Consider the following 22,528-nt stretch of genomic DNA (forward strand, 5'->3'; position numbering starts at 1 on the left):
AACCGAAGCACGTATGATCACGTTCCTTGCGAAGCGGACGGCGACCCTGGTGGTCGCCGTCCTGCTGTCGTCTTTCGCCGTCTTCCTGATTCCTTACGTGACCCCAGGCGATCCGGTCCGGAAAATTATCCGGTCCCGTGTAGCCGGCGATGTGGTGGACGAAGCCACCGTTCAGGCACTGGCGGAAAGCCTGGGACTCAACGATCCGCTTCCCGTGCAATATCTCCGGTGGCTGGGCGACTTCTTCACAGGGGACATGGGGTTGTCGCACATTAGCCGTACACCGGTGATTGATCAGGTGTTGCCTGCCTTGGGCATCACCCTCAGCCTTGTGCTGGTGGCTTTGGGCATGGCCGTGCTGGTGTCCCTCCCATTGGGCATTGTTGCGGCCCTGAAGCAAGGCAGCAAAACCGACAAACTGATCACCACTGTCACACAGTCCTTTATTGCCATGCCGGAATACTGGTTGGCACCACTGCTGGTGCTGGTCTTTGCCCTCAAACTTTCCTGGCTGCCCTCGGCCGGGTGGAATACGGCGTCGTCCATTGTCCTGCCGGCCGCCACGCTGTCCCTTCGGCCCATCAGCTTCTTCACCTCAGCGGTCCGCTCGGGAATGATCGATGCCCTTGAGGCGGAGCACATTCCCGCTGCCCGGGCCCGCGGCCTTAGCCACGTGCAGACTGTCCTGCGGCATGTTGTTCCCAACGGCCTGGTTCCGTTGTCCACGTTGTTCGCGGTGTGGTTCGCCGGTCTTCTGGGAGGTTCGGTCATTGTGGAGGTCATCTTCGCGATCCCCGGGATGGGCCGCCTTCTCTACGACGCCGTGGTCAACAGTGACATCCCCTTGGCGCAGGGAGGCGTGGTGGTTGTGGTGGCTTTGGCTGTTGCCATTACCACCCTCGCGGACTTCCTGCACCGGATTCTGAGCCCAAAGGTGAGTGGCGCCCTTGCGTAAACGGTCAGTGCTCGACGGCGCCGCCGTCGTTATTCTCGTCCTGATAGTTGCCGCCGTGGCGGCTGCACCGTGGCTGGCACCTTTTCCACCGGACGATCAGAACCTCGCTGCACGGCTCGCGCCACCCAGTGCCACACACTGGTTGGGGACGGACCACCTTGGGCGGGATACGCTCAGCCGCTTGCTCGACGGCGGCCGGTTCTCTTTGGTGGTGGCGGCACTGGCCACGGTCCTGACCGGAATCATTGGTTTGGTGGTCGGTGTGCTCAGTGCCCGGCGGAAGGGCTGGGTAGACGAACTGTTCACCCGTACCAATGATGTCTTGTTGGCGCTGCCGGAGATGGTGGTGGCATTGTTCATCGTCGCGGCCATGGGCACAGGTTTTACGTCCCTGCTGGTCGCCCTGACCGTAACCGGGTGGACGCCGTTTGCCCGCCTGGCCCGGACGTTGGCCTACGACGTTTCTGCCCGCGGGTTCGTCGAAGCAGCGCGCGTGGTGGGCTGTTCGCCGTCGTTCATTGTCTTCCGTCACATCATCCCGCACCTCGCAGCGCCGATGCTGGGGCAGGCGACCCTGCGTTTCGGACAGCTCCTGATCAGCGTGGGAGCCCTGTCCTACCTCGGGCTGGGCGTTCAACCGCCACAATCCGACTGGGGTTCCATGGTGGCAGCGGCCCAGCCGTATGCGGAGCGGGCACCGTGGGGGATCATTGCTCCGGGCCTCACCATCTTCCTGGTTGCCCTGTGTGTAACGCTGATCGGCCAGCGGACGTCACGGCGGGCAGCCGACCGGGTGGATGTCCTGGTAGTGGAGGGCCAGCATGCCTGAACTGGTGATCGAGAACCTGACGGTGCTGGGCACAGACGCAGGACGCCCGATTCTCTCCGGTGTGAGCCTGGCCGTGCATCCCGGCGAGTTTGTAGCGCTCGTGGGAGGTTCCGGGTCGGGCAAAACCATGACTGCCCGGTCCGTCCTGCAGTTGCTGCCGCAGCCTTTGCGGATTGCCTCGGGGTCCATCCATGTGGACTCCGTAGACGTGACCCGTGCCTCCGGACTTGAGCTGAACCGCATCCGGGGTGGCCGGTTGGGGATGCTTTTCCAGCAGCCCAAGAAGATGTTCAACCCCAGCAAGACCCTCCGTGCCCACCTGAGGGAACCCCTCCGCCTCCATTCAGGCCTGCGCGGAAAAGCTGCGGAGGAGAAGGTGCTGGAGCTGCTGGCTGAAGTGGGATTCGAGGATCCGCAGTGGGGCGCCCGGGCCTACCCGCACCAACTTTCCGGTGGCATGGCCCAACGTGCCATGACAGCCGTGGCCCTGGCGGGCCAGCCGGGGATCCTGCTTGCTGACGAACCAACGTCTGCTTTGGACAAGGTCCTGGAACGCCAGATCCTGCAGTTGCTGGACCGCGAACGGAGCCAGCGTGGTCTGGGGATTCTCTACATCACGCACAATCTTGCCTCTGTTGCGGCCTTCGCAAATCGCGTCCTGGTGATGGAGGCAGGCAAGATCGTGGAGTCGGGCACCACTGAGGAAGTGCTGGGAAGCCCGAAGAGTCCTTACACGCAAAAACTTCTGGAGGCATCAAACCTCCTGCCATCAGGGACTGTGAAGCAGGTGCACCCGGCGCGGAATGTCCTTACCCTCAACAGCGTCGTCAAGAATTTCGGCCGCGGCCGCCGGGGTCGCAGTCCAGCACTTGACGCTGTTTCCCTCGAGCTGAAAAAGGGGGAGATCCTGGGAGTGCTCGGCCAATCCGGTTCCGGGAAAAGCACCTTGGCCAGGTCAATCGTTGGTCTGGAAGGAATGAGCAGCGGCAGCATCACCCGGGCTCTGTCAGCAGACCGGCTTGCCGATCCGACTGCCGTCCAACTGGTGTTCCAGGAACCACATGACGCCTTCGACCCCCGCATGACACTCCGCGCAAGCCTGGAAGCACCCTTGCCACGGCGGCTCCCGTCGAGCGAGAAAACCCAACGGCTGAGCGACGCCATGACGGAAGTGGAACTGGAACCCAGTCTGCTGGACAGGCGTCCGGGCCAATGCTCCGGCGGCCAGTTGCAGCGGGTCACCATCGCCCGGGCGCTCCTGATGGAGCCGGAAGTGCTCATTTGCGACGAAGCAACCTCCGCCCTGGATGCACTGACACAAAGAACCATCCTTGACCTGCTGCAACGCCTGCACCGCGAGCGGGGGCTGTCCCTGATGATGATCACCCACGACATGGACGTGGTGCGCCATATGTGCCAGCGGGTAGCCGTCCTCTATCAGGGGCGGTTGGTGGAACTCACCGACACCGATAAGTTCTTCGCTGACCCGCAGCACCAGCACAGCAAAGACCTGGTCTCGGCCGCGATTCCCTGCAGGGGACTGCATCTGAAAAAGATGAGGACTGCCCCTTAGCAACAGTTCACGTCAGATGATCGAAGTCTCCCCGCACCCAGGCGGCATGCCGTTCAGCGGAGTCGTGCAAAACGGCTTTGGCTCCGGACGATATGACGTTGTTGAAATTCCCATAGATGCGATCGAACCCAAGCGTGTCCAACTGCGCCGCGATCCGCAACACCACGGCTCCGGACAGCGGCAGGCGGTTCGGGTAGCTTCGCATAAACGAGATGGAACGGCGATCCGGATTGGGAAACACGCTGTCACCGGTCAACAGAACCCCCATGCCGGCTGCTCCGGCCGCCCAGTGCGCCACGGCGCTGCCGGGAAAGTGTCCGCCGGTTTGGTGCAGGGTCAGCCCGGGGGCGATCGACATGCTGCCGGACCAGTAGGCAATGGTCGGATCATGGCGTCCCAGCCATTGGCGGTCTGCCTCAGTCACCCATACCGGGGCGCCGCCCAGCCGCCGTGACCATTCGACCTGCACGCCGAACATGTGCGGATGGCTGGCGGCGATCGCCAGGACAGGTCCGTGCTCCCGCACCGCCTTCACAGCGTCGTCGTCGATGTAGCCCACCGGATCCCACAGCAACGAGCCCTGGGACGTCACTACCAGCTGGGCCGTCTGGCCGATTCCGACCTTCGGGTCAGTACTGACGCCTATAAGACCTGGTTCGCTTTCCGAGAGCGATATCCGCTGGCCGGCCGTCCTGAGTTGGTCAAGAGTGACCCACTGTTGCCCTTCGTCAGGGACGTACTGCCGTTCGTCGGCACAGATGGGGCAGACACCCGGAACGGGTTCATCACGTTCCACCGCACAGGCCGCGCAAATCAGCATGGATGGTCCTTTCGGAGCGGTCGGATTCGGAGCCCACGGTCCACGGCCAGCGGACCGCCGTCCGCCGCACACTGGTGGGCCCAGAATATTGCACGGGTGCGGCACTCCGGAAGGGCAGGTTTCGGGGCCAACAGTGTTGCCAAAGCCAACGGACAGGCTCACAGTGGGTTACGTCAGGTCACTAACACGATCAGGGAACCGTGTATCCGCCGTGGAGGTCAACCATGAGCACCACATCCGACGACGTCTACCAAGCTTCACCCCCGGACGAAGAACCACAGCTCAAGCGGGTTCTGGGGCCCAAACTCCTGCTCCTCTTCATCGTGGGCGACATTCTCGGAGCGGGCGTTTACGCAGTCACCGGGACGATGGCGGGGACGGTGGGCGGCATTGTCTGGTTGCCGTTCCTTCTGGCCTTTATTGTGGCGACGCTGACAGCTTTTTCCTACTTGGAACTGGTGACGCAGTACCCTCAGGCGGCGGGCGCGGCGCTGTATACGCACAAGGCATTCGGGATCCACTTTGTCACGTTCCTTGTGGCGTTCGCCGTGGTGTGTTCCGGCATCACCAGCGCATCAACATCCGCGAATGTCCTCGCCCAGAATCTGTTCGGAGGTCTGGAAGTCAACGGGTGGATGGGCGCGCCTGACAAAGGAATGATCACACTGGTCGCAATGGCATTCATGCTGTTGCTGGCAGTAATTAACCTCCGCGGGGTTGGCGAAAGCGTGAAGTTCAACGTGGTGCTGACCTCGGTTGAGGTACTCGCCCTGTGCATTGTGATCGGCGTCGGGTTCTTCGTGATGGCGCAGGGAACAGGCAACATCCAGGAAATCACGGTGTTCACCGACTACCAGGACAAGGGGCTGTTCCTGGCTGTTACAGCCGCCACGTCCATTGCCTTTTTTGCCATGGTTGGATTCGAGGACTCCGTGAACATGGTGGAGGAGACCAAGAACCCGGAGCGCATCTTTCCCCGAACCATGTTGACGGGCCTCGGTATCGCAGTGTTGCTCTACATGCTGGTAGCGGTGTCGGTTGTCAGTGTGTTGTCACCCACCGAATTGGGGGAGATCAGGGAATCCGAAGGGGCGGCACTCCTCGAGGTCGTCCACAAGGGCTCCCCGGATTTCCCGATCGATAAGATCTTTCCGTTCCTGGCGGTCTTTGCGGTGGCCAACACTGCCTTGATCAACATGCTGATGGCGAGCCGGCTGATCTATGGGATGGCCCGCCAGCATGTCCTGCCGCGCGGCCTTGGCAAGGTGCTGCCCGGACGCCGTTCACCGTGGGCCGGCATCACTTTCTCCACCGTCCTGGCCCTGGGACTGATTTGGTACGTCAGCATCGATCCGGACAGCAACATCGTGGCCAACCTGTCGGGGACAACCGCTTTTCTGCTGTTGTGCGTCTTCACCGTGGTCAACGTGGCGTGCGTGGTGCTCCGCCGCAAGAGGCACCCGGACCGCAAGGTCTTTTTCACCTCGCCCGGTCAGTTGCCGTGGGTGGCCGCCATCCTCTGCGCCTTCCTCGCTGGTCCCTGGGTGGGCAGGAACCCCATACAGTACCAAGTGGCCGGCGGGCTCATGGCCATTGGTGTCGTGCTCTGGTTCATCACGTGGCTGATCACCAGAAAATCCACTCCGTCAGCAGGGCCACGCGACCGGGAGCAGGGAACTCCTTCCGGATGAATCACCAGGAGCTGCTGTGAACGATCAAGCAGGCACCACCGAACCGGTCAACGCGGAGCCTCCGCTGGACGGCGATGAAGCCGCCACCCTGATGGGCTTCCTTGAGCGACAGAGGGCGACGTTTGCCTGGAAGACGGAGGGACTTGACCGGGACGGCCTGAGGGCCCGGCACGCTCCGTCGTCGTTGACTTTGGGTGGGCTGCTCAAGCACCTGGCCCGCTTCGAGGACGATATGTCCACCGAGTGGCTCCAAGGCCGCAGGCAACTTCCCCCGTGGAACGCAGTTGACTGGGACGCCGACCCCGACTGGGACTGGAATTCCGCTGCCGGAGACCCGCCGGAGGAACTGTATGAAAGGTGGCGTGACGCTGTTGCCCGCTCCAGGGTCTTGTTCGAAGCAGCTATGGCAGAAGGCGGCCCGTCCCGGCAAGGCACCATCGCGTCCCGTCCGGACATCGAGTTGCCCAGCCTGCGCTACATCCTCCTGAACATGATTGAGGAATACGCCCGGCACAATGGCCACGCGGACCTTATCCGCGAATCTGTGGACGGTCTCGTGGGGCAAGACCCGCCCGGCTGAGGCTGCGTCCAGCAACGTGCTCTGGGGGGTTCCGCGAAAAAGATCATCATGCTTACTATTGTGGAGCGCTTGAAGTCAGAGCTGAACACCACACATTGGAGCGGATATGGCACTGGGCAAGGGAACGCGCGTGGAGTGGAACACCTCCCAAGGCAAAACGCACGGGAAGATTGTGGAGAGGAAGACCAGCGACTTCGAATTGGACGGCAATACCCACCGAGCCACTGAAGACGAGCCGCAGTACGTGGTGGAATCAGACAAGACCGGCGCGCGGGCGGCCCACAAAGGCTCCGCCCTGACCGAAAAGAACCAGTGATATGTCCCATCAGCACGATGTAGTCATCATCGGCGGGGGCAATGCGGGAGTCTCGCTTGCGGCCCGGCTGAGCAGATACGGGGTCAAGAACATTGGCCTCATTGAACCCAAGGACCATCACCTCTATCAGCCTCTGTTCTCCCACATCGCCGGCGGCAGGGCTACGGTCAAGGAAGCCACCCGCAGCCAGGCATCCGTGATGCCCCGGGGGGTTGCCTGGATCAAAGACCATGCGGTGGACGTGGACACCACGGCCAACATGGTGATGCTGGCCTCAGGCAGCGCCGTGGGCTATCAACATCTGGTGGTGTGTCCGGGGCTCCAGTACCGGTGGGATTCAGTGCCGGGCTTGGCCGAGGCTGTCCATTCCCCGTACGGTGCGTCCCACTATGAATTCGAGCTCGCACCCAAGGCCTGGTCACTCCTGAGCAGTATCCGGTCCGGCACAGTGGTTTTTACCATGCCGTCAGGACCTGTTAAGTGTGGGGGCGCCAGTCAGAAGCCGATGTACCTGGCGTGCGACTACTGGCGCGAGCAAGGTGTCCTGGACAAGATCCGCGTGGTGATGGTGCAGCCATATCCCACCGTATTCGGCATCCCCGAGGTGGACAGGGAGCTTGAGCGGAAAATTGCTGAATACGGCATTGAGCTCCGGACAAACAGCGAATTGGTGGCCGTGGACGCTGCCAGCAGGCAAGCGACCATCCGCAACAATGTCACCAACACCACTGAGGAGCTGGGGTACGACGTCCTGAACGCCGTCCCACCCCAGTCTGCGCCGGAGTGGCTCAGAGCTACGGATCTTCCAGCCCCTGGTGGGCAGGACGGGTTCGTCCACGTGGACACCGAAACATTGCGCCACGTCCGCCACTCCAACGTGTGGTCCCTGGGCGACGCTGCAGCCACCACCAACTCCAAGGCCGGCGGTGCCCTGCGCAAGCAGACCAAGGTGCTGGCGAAGAACCTCGTGGCGGCCCGCCAGGGAAAGCCGCCCGCGATGAAGTACGACGGCTATTCCGTGTGCCCCTTCACTGTTTCGCGCACCACGGTGGTCTTCGCTGAATTTGACGACCACTATCGCCCTATGTCTACCATCCCGAAAGTGCCCACGTGGAAGGAAAGCCGGGTGTCGTGGTGGGTGGACCGCATCATGTTCCCCCAGGTCTACTGGCACATGATCCTCAAGGGCAGGGCTTAAGGACGAGTCCATTCCCACCACGTCAGCCAGGCAGCTGCGGGTTCCCGGCTAGGGTGTGGGGCTGCCACCGTTGACGTTGAGGGTTTCGCCAACTACGTAGCTGGATTCGGGCGAAGCGAGGAACACGTACGCCGGGGCAAGCTCTGCCGGCTGGCCGGCGCGGCCCAGGGGAGTGGAGTGGCCGAACTCCGGCAAGGCCTCTTTGGGCTGGCCGCTGCTCACCTGCAGCGGGGTCCAGATGGGGCCGGGTGCCACTGCGTTGACCCTGATGCCCTTGGGGGCCAGCTGCTGGGCCAGGCCCTTCGTGAAATTGTTGATGCTGGCCTTCGTGGTGGCATAGTCCACCAGCGTGGGCGAAGGGTTGTAGGCCTGGATCGATGTGGTGTTGATAATGGTTGAACCAGCGGGCAGGTGGGGCAGTGCAGCCTTGGTCAGCCAGAACATCGCGTACACATTGGTCTTTAGTGTGTGGTCGAATTGCTCGTCGGTGATGCCTGCGAGGTCTTCCTGTGCCACTTGCTTGCCTGCGTTGTTGACCAGGATGTCCACTCCGCCCAAGACGGCGATGGCGGTATCCACCAGCTCCCGGCATGTAGCGGAGTCTTTGAGATCGCCTGGCACCTTGACGGCTTTGCGGCCTGCGGCTTCAATAATGCCGGCGATCCGGACGGCATCTTCTTCCTCTTCGGGAAGGTAGGAAAGCACGACGTCGGCACCCTCCCGCGCGAAGGCAATGGCGGTCGCCGCGCCGATGCCCGAGTCCGCGCCGGTGACGATCGCCTTGCGGCCATCCAGCCGACCGGTTCCGCGGTAGGTTTCCTCACCAAGATCCGCTGTGGGCGTCAAATCTGCGTCCAGTCCCGGCTCGGGTTGGTGCTGTTTCGGCGGGGAGATTTTTTCGTAGGCGGTGACAGGGTTTCGGAACGTGTACTGATCAGTCATGATGGTCCTCCTGTTGTCTACGGGAGAAGCGCTGCGGGTATCGCGCCCCTAAAGCTAAGGAAGCTTATGAATCCACACTAAGCACGCCTGAGGTCAGGTGCAAAACCTGGTGGTGTGTCCCTGCTGCCCGACGCTGGCTGCGCCTAGGTGCTGCTGCCGGAAGCGCCCGACGGCGGGAGGTCGCCGTCGTGCTTCTGTTGGTCTGGGCGTGGACTGCTGTCGGCCGGCAATGCCGCCGCAGGGGCCGTTGTGGCCCCGCGCTGGAGTTGCAGCAGGGCCAGCAGGGGGAACAACAGGACGGAGAGCATACCGGCGCCGACAAGTGCGGAGGAGATTCCGCTGGTGATGAATCCCTGCTCCCGTCCGATGGTGGTTACGGCCACGATGATGGGCAGCCCCGTTGCCCCGAACAGCAGGATTGCCCGCTTATGGGCCCATGTCGAGCCCCGGGGCGCCGCCAGCAAGGACGGCAGGCCGCGGATGACCAGCAGGAGCACCAGGAACAGCGGGACCAAAGCGAGGGTAGCAGGGCTTGACGTCAACGCGCCGAGATCAAAATCAATACCGGTATCTATGAAGAAGATGGGCACCAGGAATCCGAAGGCGACCGCATCGATTTTTGTTTCAATTACTCTTCGGTCAGCTTCGGGAGCACGCGCGATGGTTACCTGCCAGAGGACGCCGGCCGCGAAGGCACCCAGCAGCATGTCCAGCCCCAGCACCATGCTCAGGACAACCAACGAGCTGAGGACCAGCATGATGGACCGCATGGCGAATTGGCTGCTGGTGTGGAGGGTCCTGGTGACCTGGGCGTGGAAGAGAGTGTGCCGTGCTTTTGAAGCGAAGTAGATGGATACGCCGGTCAGGAGGACAAATCCCAACAACACCACTGAAGCCGTTCCCACTTGCTTCCCGGAGAAGAAGAGTGAAATCGCAATCAGGGGACCAAACTCGCCTACGGCGCCCAGGGCTGCAACGGCAGTGCCGACGGGAGATGTGGATTCGCCCGCATCGCGGATGATGGGCAGCAAGGTTCCCAATGCTGTGGAGCACAAGGCCACTCCAATGATCACGGCGGCCTCGGGGGCGGGAGCCAGCACAAAGCCGGCGCCGACTCCGGCTGCCAGGGAGATCACCCATCCCGCGGAAGCACGTTTGATGGGGCGCCCGCGGATTGCCGTGAAGTCGATTTCGTTCCCTGCAACGAAAAACAGCATCGCCAGCCCAAAATCAGCCAAGGTGTCGGTGAACGGAGTGGATTCGATCCAGCCCAGCAGGCTGGGGCCAAACAGGATCCCCAGGACAATTTCGAAGACCACGATCGGCACCTTGATCACGGGATCAAGCAGCCGAACGGCTAGGGGAGCTGCAACTGCCAACGCTGCGATGAGGACCAGTGACGCGGACAGGCCTTGCATGTCAGGCCCCGGGCCGTCCGGGCCATGTCTTGCCCGCCCAAGGATCGTAGTCGGCAAGGAGTTCCTCCTGCGGCGGGCGCCCGCTGTCGGGAACGTGCTGCAGGTTGATCCGAACCCTGTACCAGAGCGAGCTGGATCCCCTCATCCCGTCAATAAGGACATCTGCCGGGTGCAAAGCGGAGACGACGTCCGGGTGCCGTTCTTTCCATTCCTCCAGCGCTGCGAGGGCTTCTGGTTTCGTTTTGGTGCGGGCCACCTCGATGAGTGGCATCGTGGGCATCCGGCGGCCTGAGCCGTCCCCGCTTCGCGGAGCCTTTTCTGCCGGGCCGAGCTCGGCAGCCAACGCCAGCAGCCCGTCGAGTGACCCCACGGCGTGGTCGATGCCGGCGTGGGGATCACCCACATCGGCATAGCGGCCAGGGACAGTGAGGACCGTGAACTGGTCCGGCCGGGCTGAGCGTACTTCTGCCCAGGTCAGTGGAGTTGAGACGCGGGCATCGGGGAGTGACCGGACCGAATAGGCGGAGGCAACGGTGCGGTCCTTGGCGTTCTGGTTGAAGTCGACGAACACGCTTTCACCCCGTTCCTCTTTCCACCACCTGGCGGTGGCGAGTCCCGGTGCGCGGTTCTCCACCTCCCTGGCCAGGGTTTCGGCGGCGAGCCGGACCTCGCGGTAGGACCAGTGCGGCGCGATCCGCACCAGGATGTGAAGCCCGCGCGAACCGCTCGTCTTCGGCCATCCCACCAACCCCACGTCGTCGAGGACGTCCTGTGCGACGTACGCGGTGTCCACGATCTGCGACCAATCCACACCCGGCATGGGGTCGAGGTCCACGCGAAGCTCGTCAGGGTGCTCAAGGTCCTCGGCGCGGACGGGGTGTGGATTGAGGTCCAGGCAGCCAAGGTTCACTACCCAGGCCAAGCCCGCGGCATCCCGGATGACCGTTTCTTCAGCGGAGGTTCCGGAGGAGTAGTGGAGCGTAGCTGTGTCGATGAACGGCGGATGGTTTTCCGGCACGCGCTTTTGGAAGAACGGCTCTGCATCGATGCCTTTGGGGAAGCGCTTGAGGACCATCGGCCGGCCGCCGGCTCCCCTCAGCGCACCATCGGCCACTTCAAGGTAGTAGCGGACCAGATCGAGTTTAGTCAGCCCGGGTTCCGGGAAAACCACTTTGTCCGGATTCGAGACACGAACCTCGGCACCGTCAATGTCAAGAATCTCCGCGGGGGTCTTGGAGGGGCTCATGCGGTCACGCTAGCAACGAACGGCTGTCCCAGCCAGAGGAATCGGAGAAAAAGTGGTTCCATGCTGTTGCCGGGGCCACTACATTTACGGAACTGGCATTTATAGTAGCGAAAACGTCTTCTCCAAACCCCGAAAAAACCAGAGGTACCCAGGCGTTAACCCCGCGGGGTGTATCCGTAGCGGTGGAATGCACATTGACGTTTTGAAGGCACATTGATGAAACAAATTTGTCCCGGCATCTATTATGTCTGCCCGGAAGGCTCACTAATGAAAGGGGAATGGATTGGGCTGGGTCTGGACCTTCGACAGAAATTGGCAAAGGTAAATGTCGAGACGGTTAACGGGAGGGTTTTCACGTTTTCTTGAATGACGAGGCCGAATTCATCCCCTGCCCCGGAACGCCTGGTAAGCATGGCGGAACGCCTCTTCGAGACGCGTTTGGCGGCCTGGAGGCATCCAGCCGCCGCCAAGGCAATCCGGCTATATTTGGCCATGTCAGCCCACCACCATCCACTGAGGGAGTCTGCACACTATGGCCAAGGAACTCGCCACCCAGCTCATCGAACAACTCCAGGCTGCCGGAGTGCAGCGGATCTACGGCATCGTCGGCGACAGCCTCAACCCGATCGTGGACGCTGTTCGCCAGACCGGAGGCTCGGCGAAGGGTGGCATCGACTGGATCCATGTACGTCACGAGGAAGCCGCGGCGTTCGCCGCCGCCGCGGAGGCGCAATTGACCGGCAGGCTCGCCGTTTGCGCAGGATCGTGCGGCCCCGGCAATTTGCACTTGATCAACGGCCTGTACGACGCCAACCGCACTGGAGCTCCGGTGCTGGCCATCGCCTCGCATATCCCCAGCAAGCAGATCGGCAGCGGTTTCTTCCAGGAAACCCATCCGGACCGGCTGTTCACGGAATGCTCGGTATATTCGGAACTGATCAGTACTGCCGAGCAGGCACCACGGGTCATGCACAGCGCCATCCAGAACGCCATCGCCCTCAGGGGAGTATCAGTGGTTACGCTCCCGGGCGATATCGCCGGTCTCGAAGCCACGGCCCCCACGCCTTTGCCTGCCACGTTCCGGCCCGCAACGGTGGTGCCAGATCCTGCGGGCGTCCAGGATTTAGCCAAGGCCATTAACGACGCCGATAAGGTGGCTGTTTTCGCCGGTGCCGGCGTTGCGGGCGCCCACAGGGAACTTATGGCGCTGGCAGAGCTCATCAAAGCGCCCATTGGACACTCCCTCAGGGGCAAGGATTTTGTCCAGTACGACAATCCGTTCGATATTGGCATGACCGGTTTGCTCGGCTACGGTGCTGCAGCGGAGGGTATCGAGGATGCTGACCTGCTGATCCTGCTGGGCACCGACTTTCCGTACGATCAGTTCCTGCCGGATACCCGGACAGCCCAAGTGGACCGGGCCGCCCAGCGGCTGGGCCGGCGGACCGACGTCGATGTTGCCGTCCACGGCGACGTCCTGCCAACACTTCAAGCATTGCTGCCACTGATCCATGCAAAGAAGAGCCGCCGGTTCCTGGATCAGATGCTCAAGAAGCACGACCGCCTGATGAACAAAGCCGTGGGCGCCTACACCCGCAAAGTGGAGAAGAAGCAGCCGATTCACCCCGAATATGCTGCCTCCTTGCTGGACCAGGTGGCAGCAGAGGATGCCATCTTCACGGCTGACACCGGCATGTGCAACGTCTGGACCGCCCGCTACATCAACCCGTTGGGCACACGGCGACTGATCGGTTCCTTCCTCCACGGCTCCATGGCCAACGCGCTTCCGCACGCGATTGGTGCGCAAGTGGCGTATCCCGGCCGGCAGGTGGTCTCAGTCTCCGGTGATGGCGGCTTGTCCATGTTGCTGGGTGAGCTCATCACCGTTGCCGCGCACAAGCTGCCCGTGAACGTGGTGGTGTTTAACAACTCCACCCTGGGCATGGTCAAGCTGGAGATGCTGGTGGATGGACTCCCTGACTTCGGCGTGGACGTCCCGGACGCAAACTACGCCGAGGTTGCCAAGGCGCTGGGCTTCCACGCAGTGCGCGTCACGGATCCAGCGGACATCGAGGCTGCGTACAGGGAGGCCTTTGCGCACCCCGGACCGTCACTGGTGGAGCTCATTACCGATCCGAACGCGTTGTCCATTCCGCCGAAGATCTCCGGGTCCCAGGTCATCGGATTCGCGACTGCCATGTCCAAAGTGGTCCTGAACCGGGGCGCAGGCGAGGCCGTGAGCATGGCCCGCAGCAACCTGCGCAACATCCCGCGGCGCTGACTCACTGCCGGAGTGCGGTGGCCAGGTAAGGGGCCGTCCGGCTTTCCGTTGAACGGGCGACGACGGCGGGCGGGCCGGTGGCGATCACCTCGCCACCGGCGTCGCCGCCGCCGGGTCCCAAATCGATCACCCAATCTGCGTCCGCCACTACGTCCATCTCGTGTTCGACCACGATCACGGTGTTGCCGGCGTCGACGAGCCTGTGAAGCTGCTTCATCAGCAACTGCACGTCAGCGGGGTGCAATCCGGTGGTGGGTTCGTCCAGCAGGTACAGGGTGTGCCCGCGCTGGACGCGCTGTAGTTCGGTGGCGAGCTTAATGCGTTGGGCTTCCCCGCCGGATAACTCCGTGGCGGGCTGCCCCAACCTGAGGTAACCCAGTCCGACTTCCTTCAAGGTTTGCAGGCTTCGCGAGACGGCCGGGAGATCTGAGAGGAACCCGGACGCTGTTGAAACGGTCATTCCCAGGACCTCCGCGATGGTCCGGCCACGGTAGGTAACTTCCAGGGTCTCCGGGTTGAAACGGGAACCGTTGCACTCAGGGCAGGGGCCGTAGCTTCCCGGCAGGAACAACAATTCCACCGCCACGAATCCTTCTCCCTGGCACGTTTCGCAGCGGCCGCCGGCGACGTTGAAGGAGAACCTTCCTGGGCCGAAACCCCGGGCACGGGCGCCATCAGTGGCCGCGAATTCTTTCCGCACACCATCGAAAAGGCCCGTGTAGGTGGCCAGGTTCGAGCGCGGAGTGCGGCCGATGGGCCTCTGGTCCACTTTCACGAGGCGATCGAGACGGTGCAGCCCGGACACGGCCGCAGTTCCCGGTACCGCAGTGGGCGACTCGCTGTCCGTGGACTCCGGGTGCAATTCGGCGCTGACAACATCGGCCAGAACCTGGCTGACCAACGTGGACTTACCCGAGCCGGAAACGCCCGTCACAGCCGTGAGCACACCCAGGGGAAAGTCGACCGCAAGCCCGCGGAGGTTGTGCCGGGTGATTCCTCGAAGTTCCAACGACTCATCCCATGGGCGGGCAGCACCTGTACCCGCGCGGCTGCCTTCGGGGAACAGGAAGGGTCTGGTCACTGAATCCTGCACAGCTTCCAGGCCGCCCACGGGGCCGCTGTAAAGGACCTGGCCACCACCATCTCCGGCATGCGGTCCGACGTCCACCAACCAGTCCGCGGCCCGGACGAAGTCCATGTTGTGCTCCACAACGAACACTGAGTTTCCGGACCCCTTGAGCTGGTTGAGGACCTCAAGCAAGGGTTCGGCATCAGCCGGATGAAGCCCGGCGGACGGTTCATCCAGCACATAAATGACGCCGAACAACCCGGAGCGCAGCTGTGTGGCAATCCTGAGCCTTTGCATCTCGCCGGGAGAGAGCGTCGGCGTTGCGCGGCCCAGTGCCAGGTAGCCCAGGCCGAGTTCCAGGAGCACGGTAACCCTGGCGAGCAGGTCACGGGTGATGGCGACGGCCACCTCGTTGCCTTCGCCGGAGGTCTGGGTGCGGGACGCCGTGCCCGCGGCCGTGAGCTCGGCGGTGGGTCTGATGATCTCTGCCAGTTGCGTCATGGGCAGTGCGTTCAGCTCTGCGATGGTCTTACCGGCGAAGGTGACTGCGAGCGCGTCGGGCCTGAGTCCGCTGCCGTCGCACCGTGGGCATCGGCCGGTCTCCATGAAGCGCAGCACCCGGTCCCGCATGGTGGTGCTCTTGGAGTCCGCGAGCGTGTGGAGAACGTAGCTTTTGGCGCTCCAGAACCTACCCTTGTAGGGCTTGGCAACGCGGTCGCGTTGGGGTGTCACTTCCACCACTGGCTGTTCCTCTGTGAAGAGAATCCAGTCCCGGTCCTTCTTCGGCAGTTTTTTCCACGGCGTGTCCACGTCGTAGCCCAGGTGGGTGAGGATGTCCCGAAGGTTCTTGCCTTGCCAGGCGCCCGGCCACGCGGCTATGGCACCGTCCCTAATGGTGAGGGAGGGGTCGGGAACCAAAGACGATTCGCTGACCGTGTGGGCAACGCCCAGGCCATGGCACTCGGGGCATGCTCCGGCGGCGGTGTTGGGGGAGAACGCATCTGAGTCCAGTTGCTTGGCGCCTTGCGGATAACGCCCGGCCCGGGAGAACAGCATGCGCAGCGAGTTGGAGAGGGTTGTCACTGTACCCACGCTGGAGCGTGCGGTCGCGGTGCCGCGGCGTTGTTGGAGCGCGACGGCGGGTGGCAGCCCGGTGATGGACTCCACCTTGGGGTTGTGGCCCTGTTGGATGAGGCGGCGGGCGTAGGGTGCCACGGATTCGAAGTAGCGGCGCTGTGCTTCGGCAAAGATGGTGCCGAAGGCCAAGGAAGATTTGCCGGAGCCGGAGACGCCGGTGAAGGCGACGATCGCATCTCTGGGGACGTCCACGTCAACGGTGCGGAGGTTGTTTTCGCGTGCCCCCCGGACTCGGACAAAGCCATCCTCGGGGGCGGCAACCTGCGCTGCCGGCGCATGGGGAACTGGCCGCTGGGAATTTGTCAGTACTCTGTCCATTTCTATGACTCTAGCCGCGTTCGCGACTTGTCGCTTGGACGGGCCGGCTCCCAGCCTTGGCGCTAAGGGGCGGGGATGATGAAATCGTGCCTGCCGGCAGGCGTCGCTTTGCTGTTTGGTTGAGGGATCCCCGGACCCGGCTCCGGGCCGGCACTGATCAAGAAGAACTGATCCGGTCCGCTCAAACGGTAGTGCAGCAGGGTCCCCAGGAGGAGAATGCGGATTATGGCTGACGAAACCCTGGATGAACAGCGCACCAACGAGAACGTGGTCAAGCGGCTGATCGACTGCATCAACAATCGTCATATCGAGGTCATGGATGAGCTGTTCCATGACGACGCCGTGATGCATTGGCCTCAATCCGGGGAAGTGGTTCGCGGGGCGGAGAACCGCAGGGCCATCTACAGCGCCTTCCCACAACTCCCCACCATTACGCCGCGGCGCCTCCTGGGTGGCGGCAACCTGGTCACCGCTGAGGCCCTGCTGGACTATGGCGGACCTACCTATGAGACGGTCTTCATCTTTGAATTCCGCGACGGCAGGATTGCCAAGGAAACAGCCTACTGGAGCGAAGCCTTCCAAGCTCCCGAGTGGCGCTCCCAGTGGGTTGAGGTCACCAAGGCCTAGGCGATCCCAGGACCGCCCCGCAAATCGGCTTCACTCTGCTGGAGGCCGGCGCCGTTGCTGCTTGGTTGCGGACCTGATTTCCTTGGCTGCGCGGTGCCGGCGGGCCGAGCCGCGGGTGGGCTTGGAGGGGCGGCGAATAACTTCCGGGACAAGGCCGGCCCTGACGATGTCAGCGAGTTTGGCCAGGGCGATCTCCCGGTTCCGCAGCTGTGACCGCTCCTCGGCGGCCGTCACTGTGATCACTCCGTCGACAAGTCGTGGCCCAAGGCGCCTGAGCAGCATCTGGAGCTGCCCATCCGTCAGCGCCGCAGTTTTGGCAACGTTCCACATCAGCTCTGCGCGGCTGTCTGTGGTGTTGACATGCTGGCCGCCGGGTCCCGACGAACGCGAAAAGCGCCAGGACAGCTCCGAGGCGGGAACCATCACTGTGGGGGAGATGCGCAGGTCCATGGGTCTAGCCTCGCACGTCCCGAGCCGTGCCGGGTCGGCAAAGGCAGGGACATCCTCCGACACGGTTTAGAAATTAGGTAAGGCTAAGCTAATCTTTCGTTTTGTGATTGAACTGAGTGAACTCTCCGGGCTTGAAGCCACAGAGCTGGTCCTCCGCTATGGGGACAAGGACGTGGTGCACGGTGCCGGGCTCCACCTGGAGCCAGGCCGCATTGTGGCCTTGGTAGGTCCGAACGGCAGCGGCAAGTCCACGCTGCTCCGTGCGCTCGCCCGTCTGCATGAGGCTTCCTCCGGAACAGTGACGGTCCGGCCCGCCGGCGGAGAAGCATCCGATGCGCTGTTGATGAAGCGCAGTGACTTCGCACGCCACGTAACGTTGCTGTCGCAGAGCCGGCCTGTGCCGCACGGACTGAGCGTTCGTGATGTCGTGGAGTTCGGTCGCCATCCGTACCGCGGACGGTGGCGTGCTGCCGATCCCGAGGGCCCCGCTGCTGTCCACCGTGCCATGGAACTGACAGGCGTTGCTGAACTTGCCGATCGTGGTGTCCAGGAACTCTCCGGCGGACAACTGCAACGGGTATGGCTGGCAACCTGCCTGGCCCAGGACACGTCGGTGTTGCTCCTCGACGAACCCACCAACCACCTGGACCTCCGGTACAAAGTGGAAATTTTTGACCTGGTCTACGACCTCGCCCGCGTCCACGGTGTGGCGATTGGCGTGGTTTTGCACGACCTCGATGAAGCAGCCGCGCTGGCCGACCACGTGGTGGTTCTCTCGGAGGGTCGGATTGCAGCGGCGGGTCCAGCCCACGAAGCCCTCGATGCAGCGCTGTTGAGCGACGTCTATTCAATCCCCATCGTCACCCATACTGACCCGCTGACAGGCAGGCTGCGCACCCGCGCGGTGGGCCGGCACAACGACAGCTGAAGACTTCCAAGACAACGTCAGCACCCCAACACGAAAGGGACCCCGTGTCCATGAAGATTCACAAGGCCTTGGCCGCCACTGCTGCCTTGGCAGTCCTGCTCACCGGCTGCGGCACTACCGAAGGACCTGCCAGCCAGGCGTCCAACACTGCGGCGGCCGGCGAAGCCATCACCGTAACCGACGCCCGCGGCACCGAAGTCAAGCTCGACGGCCCAGCCAAGCGAGTGGTGGGCACCGAATGGAACGTGGTGGAGAACCTGACCACCCTCGGCGTCATGCCGGTTGGTGTTGCAGACGTCAAGGGATACAGCGCCTGGGTTACCGCCGGCACGCTGGACAGCACTCCCACGGACATTGGAACCCGTAACGAGCCCAGCTTCGACACCATTGCATCGCTGGATCCTGACCTGATCGTTGCGACCACTGATCTTGCCGAACCAGTCATCAAGCAGCTCGAAGAGTTGGCTCCCGTTGTGGTGGTGAAGTCTGCCGATGGCAGCCGCCAGATTGCTCAGGCTGAAGACAACTTGAAGCTGGTCGCCAAGGCGACCGGCACGGAGAAGAAGGCCGACGAGGTCATCGGTGCGTTTGATGCCGCCGTCATCAAGGGCAAAGCCGATCTCGAGAAGGCCGGCCTCGGCGGTTCCCGCGTGGCGTTCGCCGACGGCTGGGTTGCTGACGGCAAGGTTTCCATCCGCCCCTACACCAAGGGATCCCTGCTGGCTGACATTAATACGGAACTGGGGCTCGTCGACCCCTGGACAGTTGAAGGGGACCCTGCGTATGGCTTGGGCTCCACGGACGTCGAAGGCCTGACTGCCGTCGATGCCGACCACTTTGTCTACATCACCAACAGTGCCGACGGTGACTTCACCGAGCAGTTGACGGACAACGCTGTGTGGAAGTCCCTTCCGTTCGTGACCTCCGGCAACGTGCACCGCCTTGCTGATGGCATCTGGATGTTCGGTGGCCCTGCCTCGATGACCCAGTATGTCGACGCGATCGTCGCGTCCCTCACCAAGTAGTCCCACCTCATGACCGACACTGCGAAGAGGCCCGTCATGACCGTACCCACGGCCGTGGCGGGTACTCCCGTCCCCGCACCGCCCACCGGACACGGCGCCCGGCAAGGAGCCCGGCGTCTTGCCGGACCGGTCCTTGTGGCTGCGGCCGGGATGGTTGTCCTGGTGTTGTTGTCGGCGCTCCACCTCACGCAAGGAACGGCCGACGTCGGCCCGTTGCAGTTGCTGGGGCTGGTCACCGGTGGCGGAACTGACCAGGACACCGCAGTGTTGGTCGCCTCGCGCATACCGCGGCTTTTCGCCGGCCTGTTGGTCGGCGTCGCGTTGGGGGTGGCCGGTGCAGCCCTGCAGTCGGCCACCCGCAACGTTCTTGCTTCCCCGGACACGCTGGCGGTCAACGCCGGAGCCCACTTTGCCATCGTGGCAGTTGCCGCCTTCGGGCTGACGCTGCCGGCGCTGCTGTCGGGCGGTATTGCCTTTATCGGCGGTCTGGCTGCGGCGATGCTGGTTCTGGCATTGTCCGGCGGGGGAGCCAACGGCAACGGCGGTCCCATCCGTTTGGTGTTGGCCGGCACGGCGCTGGCCCTCGGCCTGCATTCGTCCACCAGCGCGCTGTTGCTGTTGTTCAGCCAGGAAACCACCGGTCTCTACGCCTGGGGGCAGGGCAGCCTTGCCCAGTCACGCACCGATGAACTGATCCAGTTCACACCGGTCATTCTTCTGGCCATTGCAGGCTTGTTCCTCCTCGCCCGCAGGATGGATTTGCTCGGTCTGGGCGACGACGCCTCCCGGCTGGCAGGTGCGGACCCGCGCCTGGCCCGGGTCGGCGCCGTCGTACTTGCCGTCGTCCTGTCCGCAGCGGCAGTAACGATCGCCGGGCCGATTGGTTTTGTGGGTCTCTGTGCCCCGGCCATTGTTCGGCTGCTGGCCTCCCGGCTCCGCGGCCTTGGCCGACACCGGGCGTTGCTGCCAATCTCCGGTGTGGCCGGTGCAGTGGTGGTCATCGGGGCCGACGTTCTTGTCCGTGGCCTCTTCGGTGCCCAAGCCGGCGTCGAAGTTCCCACCGGTGCAGTCACTACGGTCTTCGGCGCCGTTTTCCTGGTGGCACTGGCCATGCGGATGTCCGACGCCGGCTTGAGTGTTGCAGGCGACGCTTTGGCGCGGCTGCGTTCACGCCGGTTCTTCCTCACGGTATTGATCGGGCTGCTGGTGCTGCTCACGGGCTTGCTGGTGGCGGGCGCGTTGCTGGGCGATGCGAAACTCTTGCTCGGTGATCTGGTCAATTGGCTCACGGGCCAGTCCGGAAACCGTGTCAGTGCCGTGCTGGGTACTCGCGTGCCGCGGGTCCTGGCAGCAGTTCTTGCCGGAGCTGCCCTGGCTCTTGCCGGTGCGCTCATCCAGGCAGTCTCCCGGAACTCCTTGGCCGAGCCTGGGATTCTGGGAGTCTCCGGTGGCGGCGGACTGGCGGCAATCATCGTCATCACCACGGTCCCCACCGCGGGCTCGTGGGTCATCACCGGCTCTGCGCTGGGCGGCGCGGCATTGTCCGCGCTGCTGGTCTTCGGCCTCGCCTTCCGCGGAGGGCTGCAGCAGAACCGCCTGGTATTGATAGGCATTGGTGTCTCCGCGGGATTGGCCGCGATGATTACAGTCCTCCTGGTGAGTACGGACCCATTCAACCAGACCAAGGCGCTGACGTGGTTGTCCGGCTCCACGTATGGCCGTAATTTCGCGTCGGTCCTGCCTCCCCTCCTTGCTTTGCTGGTCTCGCTGCCTGTGCTGGCGGGAATGCGGCGGGATCTGGACCTTATTGCGGTAGATGATGATTCTCCCCGTGTGCTGGGCATCGGGCTGTCCGGATCACGCCTGCTCCTGTTGTCGGTCGCAGTGCTCTTGACAGCGGGTGCTGTCTCATCGGTGGGCGTGATCGCATTTGTTGGTTTGGTGGCCCCCCACGCAGCCCGGACCCTGGTGGGGGCGCGGCATTCCCGCGTCCTTCCCGCAGCCGCCCTTATTGGGGCCGCCACGGTGGTGTTCGCAGACGTGATTGGCAGGACTGCCATAGCACCCGCACAGATCCCCGCGGGAATCATGACGGCCTTGGTGGGAGCGCCGTACTTCGTCTATCTGCTGTGGCGGTCCCGGGTGGACCGAAACGTCTGACCTCCCGCTCCAAGACCTCCCGGACACTGGCCTCCACCACATAGGATCGACTGTATGGCCGGTACAGTGGACGTTCTTGGCCCCATTCTGGAAATGATGACCTGGGTGGGGTTCGTCCCGGGCGTGCCCTTGCTGATCAGTGCCTGGATCATCGCCAAGCGCCGATGCGTTTGGGTGACCGCGGACGGTGAACGCTTTGCCGCGGGCGGATTCATGGGCCTCCACTGGGTAGACCAGTCAGACGAGGAACGCAAAGTCCTGCTGGATGTCCCGGCTGGTGCCGGAGGCTATGAGCCGCGGGCAGTAGTGGTGCATTATGACGTCTGCCATCCTTCGAGATGCTCGCTTGAACCACCGCGGCACGACCATACAGTGCTGATTGTCGGTTGGATCCTCACTGGCGTTGGCATCCTGAGCACGCTGGGCGGATTTGCCCTCCTGGTGCTTTAGTCCTGAACCCCTCGAATGACTCTCCGGACCGGATAAGGGAATCGTTGGGGAGACAGGATTTTCACCGTGGTTGCTCAACCTGATCGTCAAAGAAGGGCACCAGGCAGTCCGCGTAGTGGTTCAATGCCTCGGTAAAGGAGAGCAGCCGGATGGTATCCGAAGTGGCAGTTTCCGTTGCGTCGGCGCGAGCTTCATCAACAAGGCACAGCAGCGGCTCTGAACTGAATCCGTTCGCGGTCAAGGTGGCAATTCCCCAAGGATGGTGGGGATCCGCCACCGAGATGCCAGCAGAGTCGAAAGTGTCCCGGAGGACATTGCCCGTCACTGTCCGCCACGACTGGAGGTACGGCGGCCTTAGTTGTTCGATAAGGTCCTCGTCGTTGGCCTCATAGGCTGAACGCAGCGCCGTAGTGAGACCGTCCCACTCCTGGGCGTCGCGGACCATGAGGTGCGCGGCCCGCAGGTGGGCAAGTGTTTCGTCCAACGTCATGGCAGTCCCCAAACTTCCCGTCGTT

The 22,528-nt window shown here is 63.0% G+C and carries 20 protein-coding genes; 13 read left to right on the plus strand and 7 right to left on the minus strand.

Annotated features, from left to right (window positions below):
- Positions 1–13: 13 nt before the first annotated feature.
- From ABQM86_RS10200 to ABQM86_RS10210, 3 genes are read left to right on the plus strand one after another with little or no spacing between them, the layout of a single operon-like run.
- Entirely contained in the window at positions 14–955 is a 942-nt protein-coding gene (locus ABQM86_RS10200; protein WP_369746543.1) for an ABC transporter permease, read from the plus strand.
- The gene (locus ABQM86_RS10205) at positions 939–1,784 is read left to right on the plus strand and encodes an ABC transporter permease (protein WP_369746544.1); all 846 of its coding nucleotides are present in this window, start codon (positions 939–941) and stop codon (positions 1,782–1,784) included. Before ABQM86_RS10200 ends, ABQM86_RS10205 begins: the two co-directional genes overlap by 17 nt.
- Complete coding sequence (locus tag ABQM86_RS10210; RefSeq protein ID WP_280627867.1) at positions 1,777–3,357, plus strand: ABC transporter ATP-binding protein; 1,581 nt, start codon at positions 1,777–1,779, stop codon at positions 3,355–3,357. Before ABQM86_RS10205 ends, ABQM86_RS10210 begins: the two co-directional genes overlap by 8 nt.
- A 7-nt stretch (positions 3,358–3,364) precedes the next feature.
- Here the strand turns inward: ABQM86_RS10210 and ABQM86_RS10215 are convergent, their stop codons facing one another.
- Entirely contained in the window at positions 3,365–4,177 is an 813-nt protein-coding gene (locus ABQM86_RS10215; RefSeq protein ID WP_369746545.1) for a hydrolase, read from the minus strand.
- 224 nt (positions 4,178–4,401) lie between these two features.
- Between ABQM86_RS10215 and ABQM86_RS10220 the strand changes: the two genes are divergently transcribed.
- The 4 genes from ABQM86_RS10220 (at position 4,402) to ABQM86_RS10235 (ending at position 7,962) form a co-directional block, all read left to right on the plus strand.
- On the plus strand, positions 4,402–5,868 hold the full coding sequence (locus tag ABQM86_RS10220; RefSeq protein ID WP_207597351.1) for an APC family permease: 1,467 nt from the start codon (positions 4,402–4,404) through the stop codon (positions 5,866–5,868).
- A 16-nt stretch (positions 5,869–5,884) separates the two neighbouring features.
- Entirely contained in the window at positions 5,885–6,448 is a 564-nt protein-coding gene (locus tag ABQM86_RS10225) for a DinB family protein (protein WP_369746546.1), read from the plus strand.
- Between the two features lie 106 nt (positions 6,449–6,554).
- A complete protein-coding gene (locus tag ABQM86_RS10230) occupies positions 6,555–6,764 on the plus strand; it encodes a DUF2945 domain-containing protein (protein WP_369746547.1) in 210 nt (69 codons plus the stop codon).
- Between the two features lies 1 nt (position 6,765).
- The gene (locus ABQM86_RS10235; protein WP_369746548.1) at positions 6,766–7,962 is read left to right on the plus strand and encodes an NAD(P)/FAD-dependent oxidoreductase; all 1,197 of its coding nucleotides are present in this window, start codon (positions 6,766–6,768) and stop codon (positions 7,960–7,962) included.
- 48 nt (positions 7,963–8,010) lie between these two features.
- Here ABQM86_RS10235 and ABQM86_RS10240 read toward each other — a convergent pair whose 3' ends face one another.
- The 3 genes from ABQM86_RS10240 to ligD all read right to left on the minus strand — a co-directional run bounded on the left by ABQM86_RS10240 (position 8,011) and on the right by ligD (position 11,568).
- A complete protein-coding gene (locus ABQM86_RS10240) occupies positions 8,011–8,904 on the minus strand; it encodes a glucose 1-dehydrogenase (RefSeq protein WP_369746549.1) in 894 nt (297 codons plus the stop codon).
- Between the two features lie 143 nt (positions 8,905–9,047).
- The gene (locus tag ABQM86_RS10245; protein ID WP_280627872.1) at positions 9,048–10,322 is read right to left on the minus strand and encodes a cation:proton antiporter; all 1,275 of its coding nucleotides are present in this window, start codon (positions 10,320–10,322) and stop codon (positions 9,048–9,050) included.
- A 1-nt stretch (position 10,323) separates the two neighbouring features.
- The gene (gene ligD / locus ABQM86_RS10250) at positions 10,324–11,568 is read right to left on the minus strand and encodes a non-homologous end-joining DNA ligase (protein WP_207597356.1); all 1,245 of its coding nucleotides are present in this window, start codon (positions 11,566–11,568) and stop codon (positions 10,324–10,326) included.
- Positions 11,569–12,100: 532 nt separating this feature from the next.
- Between ligD and ABQM86_RS10255 the strand changes: the two genes are divergently transcribed.
- A complete protein-coding gene (locus tag ABQM86_RS10255; protein WP_280627873.1) occupies positions 12,101–13,849 on the plus strand; it encodes a pyruvate dehydrogenase in 1,749 nt (582 codons plus the stop codon).
- Between the two features lies 1 nt (position 13,850).
- Here the strand turns inward: ABQM86_RS10255 and uvrA are convergent, their stop codons facing one another.
- Complete coding sequence (gene uvrA / locus ABQM86_RS10260) at positions 13,851–16,373, minus strand: excinuclease ABC subunit UvrA (RefSeq protein ID WP_369746550.1); 2,523 nt, start codon at positions 16,371–16,373, stop codon at positions 13,851–13,853.
- A 225-nt stretch (positions 16,374–16,598) separates the two neighbouring features.
- Between uvrA and ABQM86_RS10265 the strand changes: the two genes are divergently transcribed.
- Positions 16,599–17,000 carry a nuclear transport factor 2 family protein gene (locus tag ABQM86_RS10265; protein WP_242703594.1) on the plus strand — a complete coding sequence of 134 codons (402 nt, stop codon included), beginning with the start codon at positions 16,599–16,601 and terminating at the stop codon, positions 16,998–17,000.
- Positions 17,001–17,030: 30 nt separating this feature from the next.
- Here ABQM86_RS10265 and arfB read toward each other — a convergent pair whose 3' ends face one another.
- The gene (gene arfB, locus ABQM86_RS10270) at positions 17,031–17,450 is read right to left on the minus strand and encodes an alternative ribosome rescue aminoacyl-tRNA hydrolase ArfB (protein ID WP_207597360.1); all 420 of its coding nucleotides are present in this window, start codon (positions 17,448–17,450) and stop codon (positions 17,031–17,033) included.
- Between the two features lie 103 nt (positions 17,451–17,553).
- On the opposite strand from arfB, the gene ABQM86_RS10275 reads away from it, so the two are divergent.
- The 4 genes from ABQM86_RS10275 to ABQM86_RS10290 are packed head-to-tail and all read left to right on the plus strand — an operon-like array spanning position 17,554 to position 22,013.
- Positions 17,554–18,378, plus strand: a complete 825-nt coding sequence (locus ABQM86_RS10275; protein WP_369746551.1) for an ABC transporter ATP-binding protein — start codon at positions 17,554–17,556, stop codon at positions 18,376–18,378.
- 44 nt (positions 18,379–18,422) lie between these two features.
- Entirely contained in the window at positions 18,423–19,403 is a 981-nt protein-coding gene (locus tag ABQM86_RS10280) for an ABC transporter substrate-binding protein (protein ID WP_278251953.1), read from the plus strand.
- A 9-nt stretch (positions 19,404–19,412) separates the two neighbouring features.
- Positions 19,413–21,563, plus strand: coding sequence for an iron ABC transporter permease (locus ABQM86_RS10285; protein WP_369746552.1), 2,151 nt, complete (start codon positions 19,413–19,415; stop codon positions 21,561–21,563).
- Between the two features lie 54 nt (positions 21,564–21,617).
- Positions 21,618–22,013, plus strand: a complete 396-nt coding sequence (locus tag ABQM86_RS10290; RefSeq protein WP_089594989.1) for a hypothetical protein — start codon at positions 21,618–21,620, stop codon at positions 22,011–22,013.
- 61 nt (positions 22,014–22,074) lie between these two features.
- On the opposite strand, the gene ABQM86_RS10295 is transcribed toward ABQM86_RS10290, so the two are convergent.
- Positions 22,075–22,503 (minus strand): hypothetical protein, encoded by a 429-nt coding sequence (locus tag ABQM86_RS10295; RefSeq protein WP_337340528.1) that lies wholly within the window; start codon positions 22,501–22,503, stop codon positions 22,075–22,077.
- Positions 22,504–22,528: the final 25 nt, after the last annotated feature.

The sequence above is a fragment of the Paenarthrobacter sp. AMU7 genome (assembly GCF_041200195.1).
GTDB lineage: Bacteria > Actinomycetota > Actinomycetes > Actinomycetales > Micrococcaceae > Arthrobacter.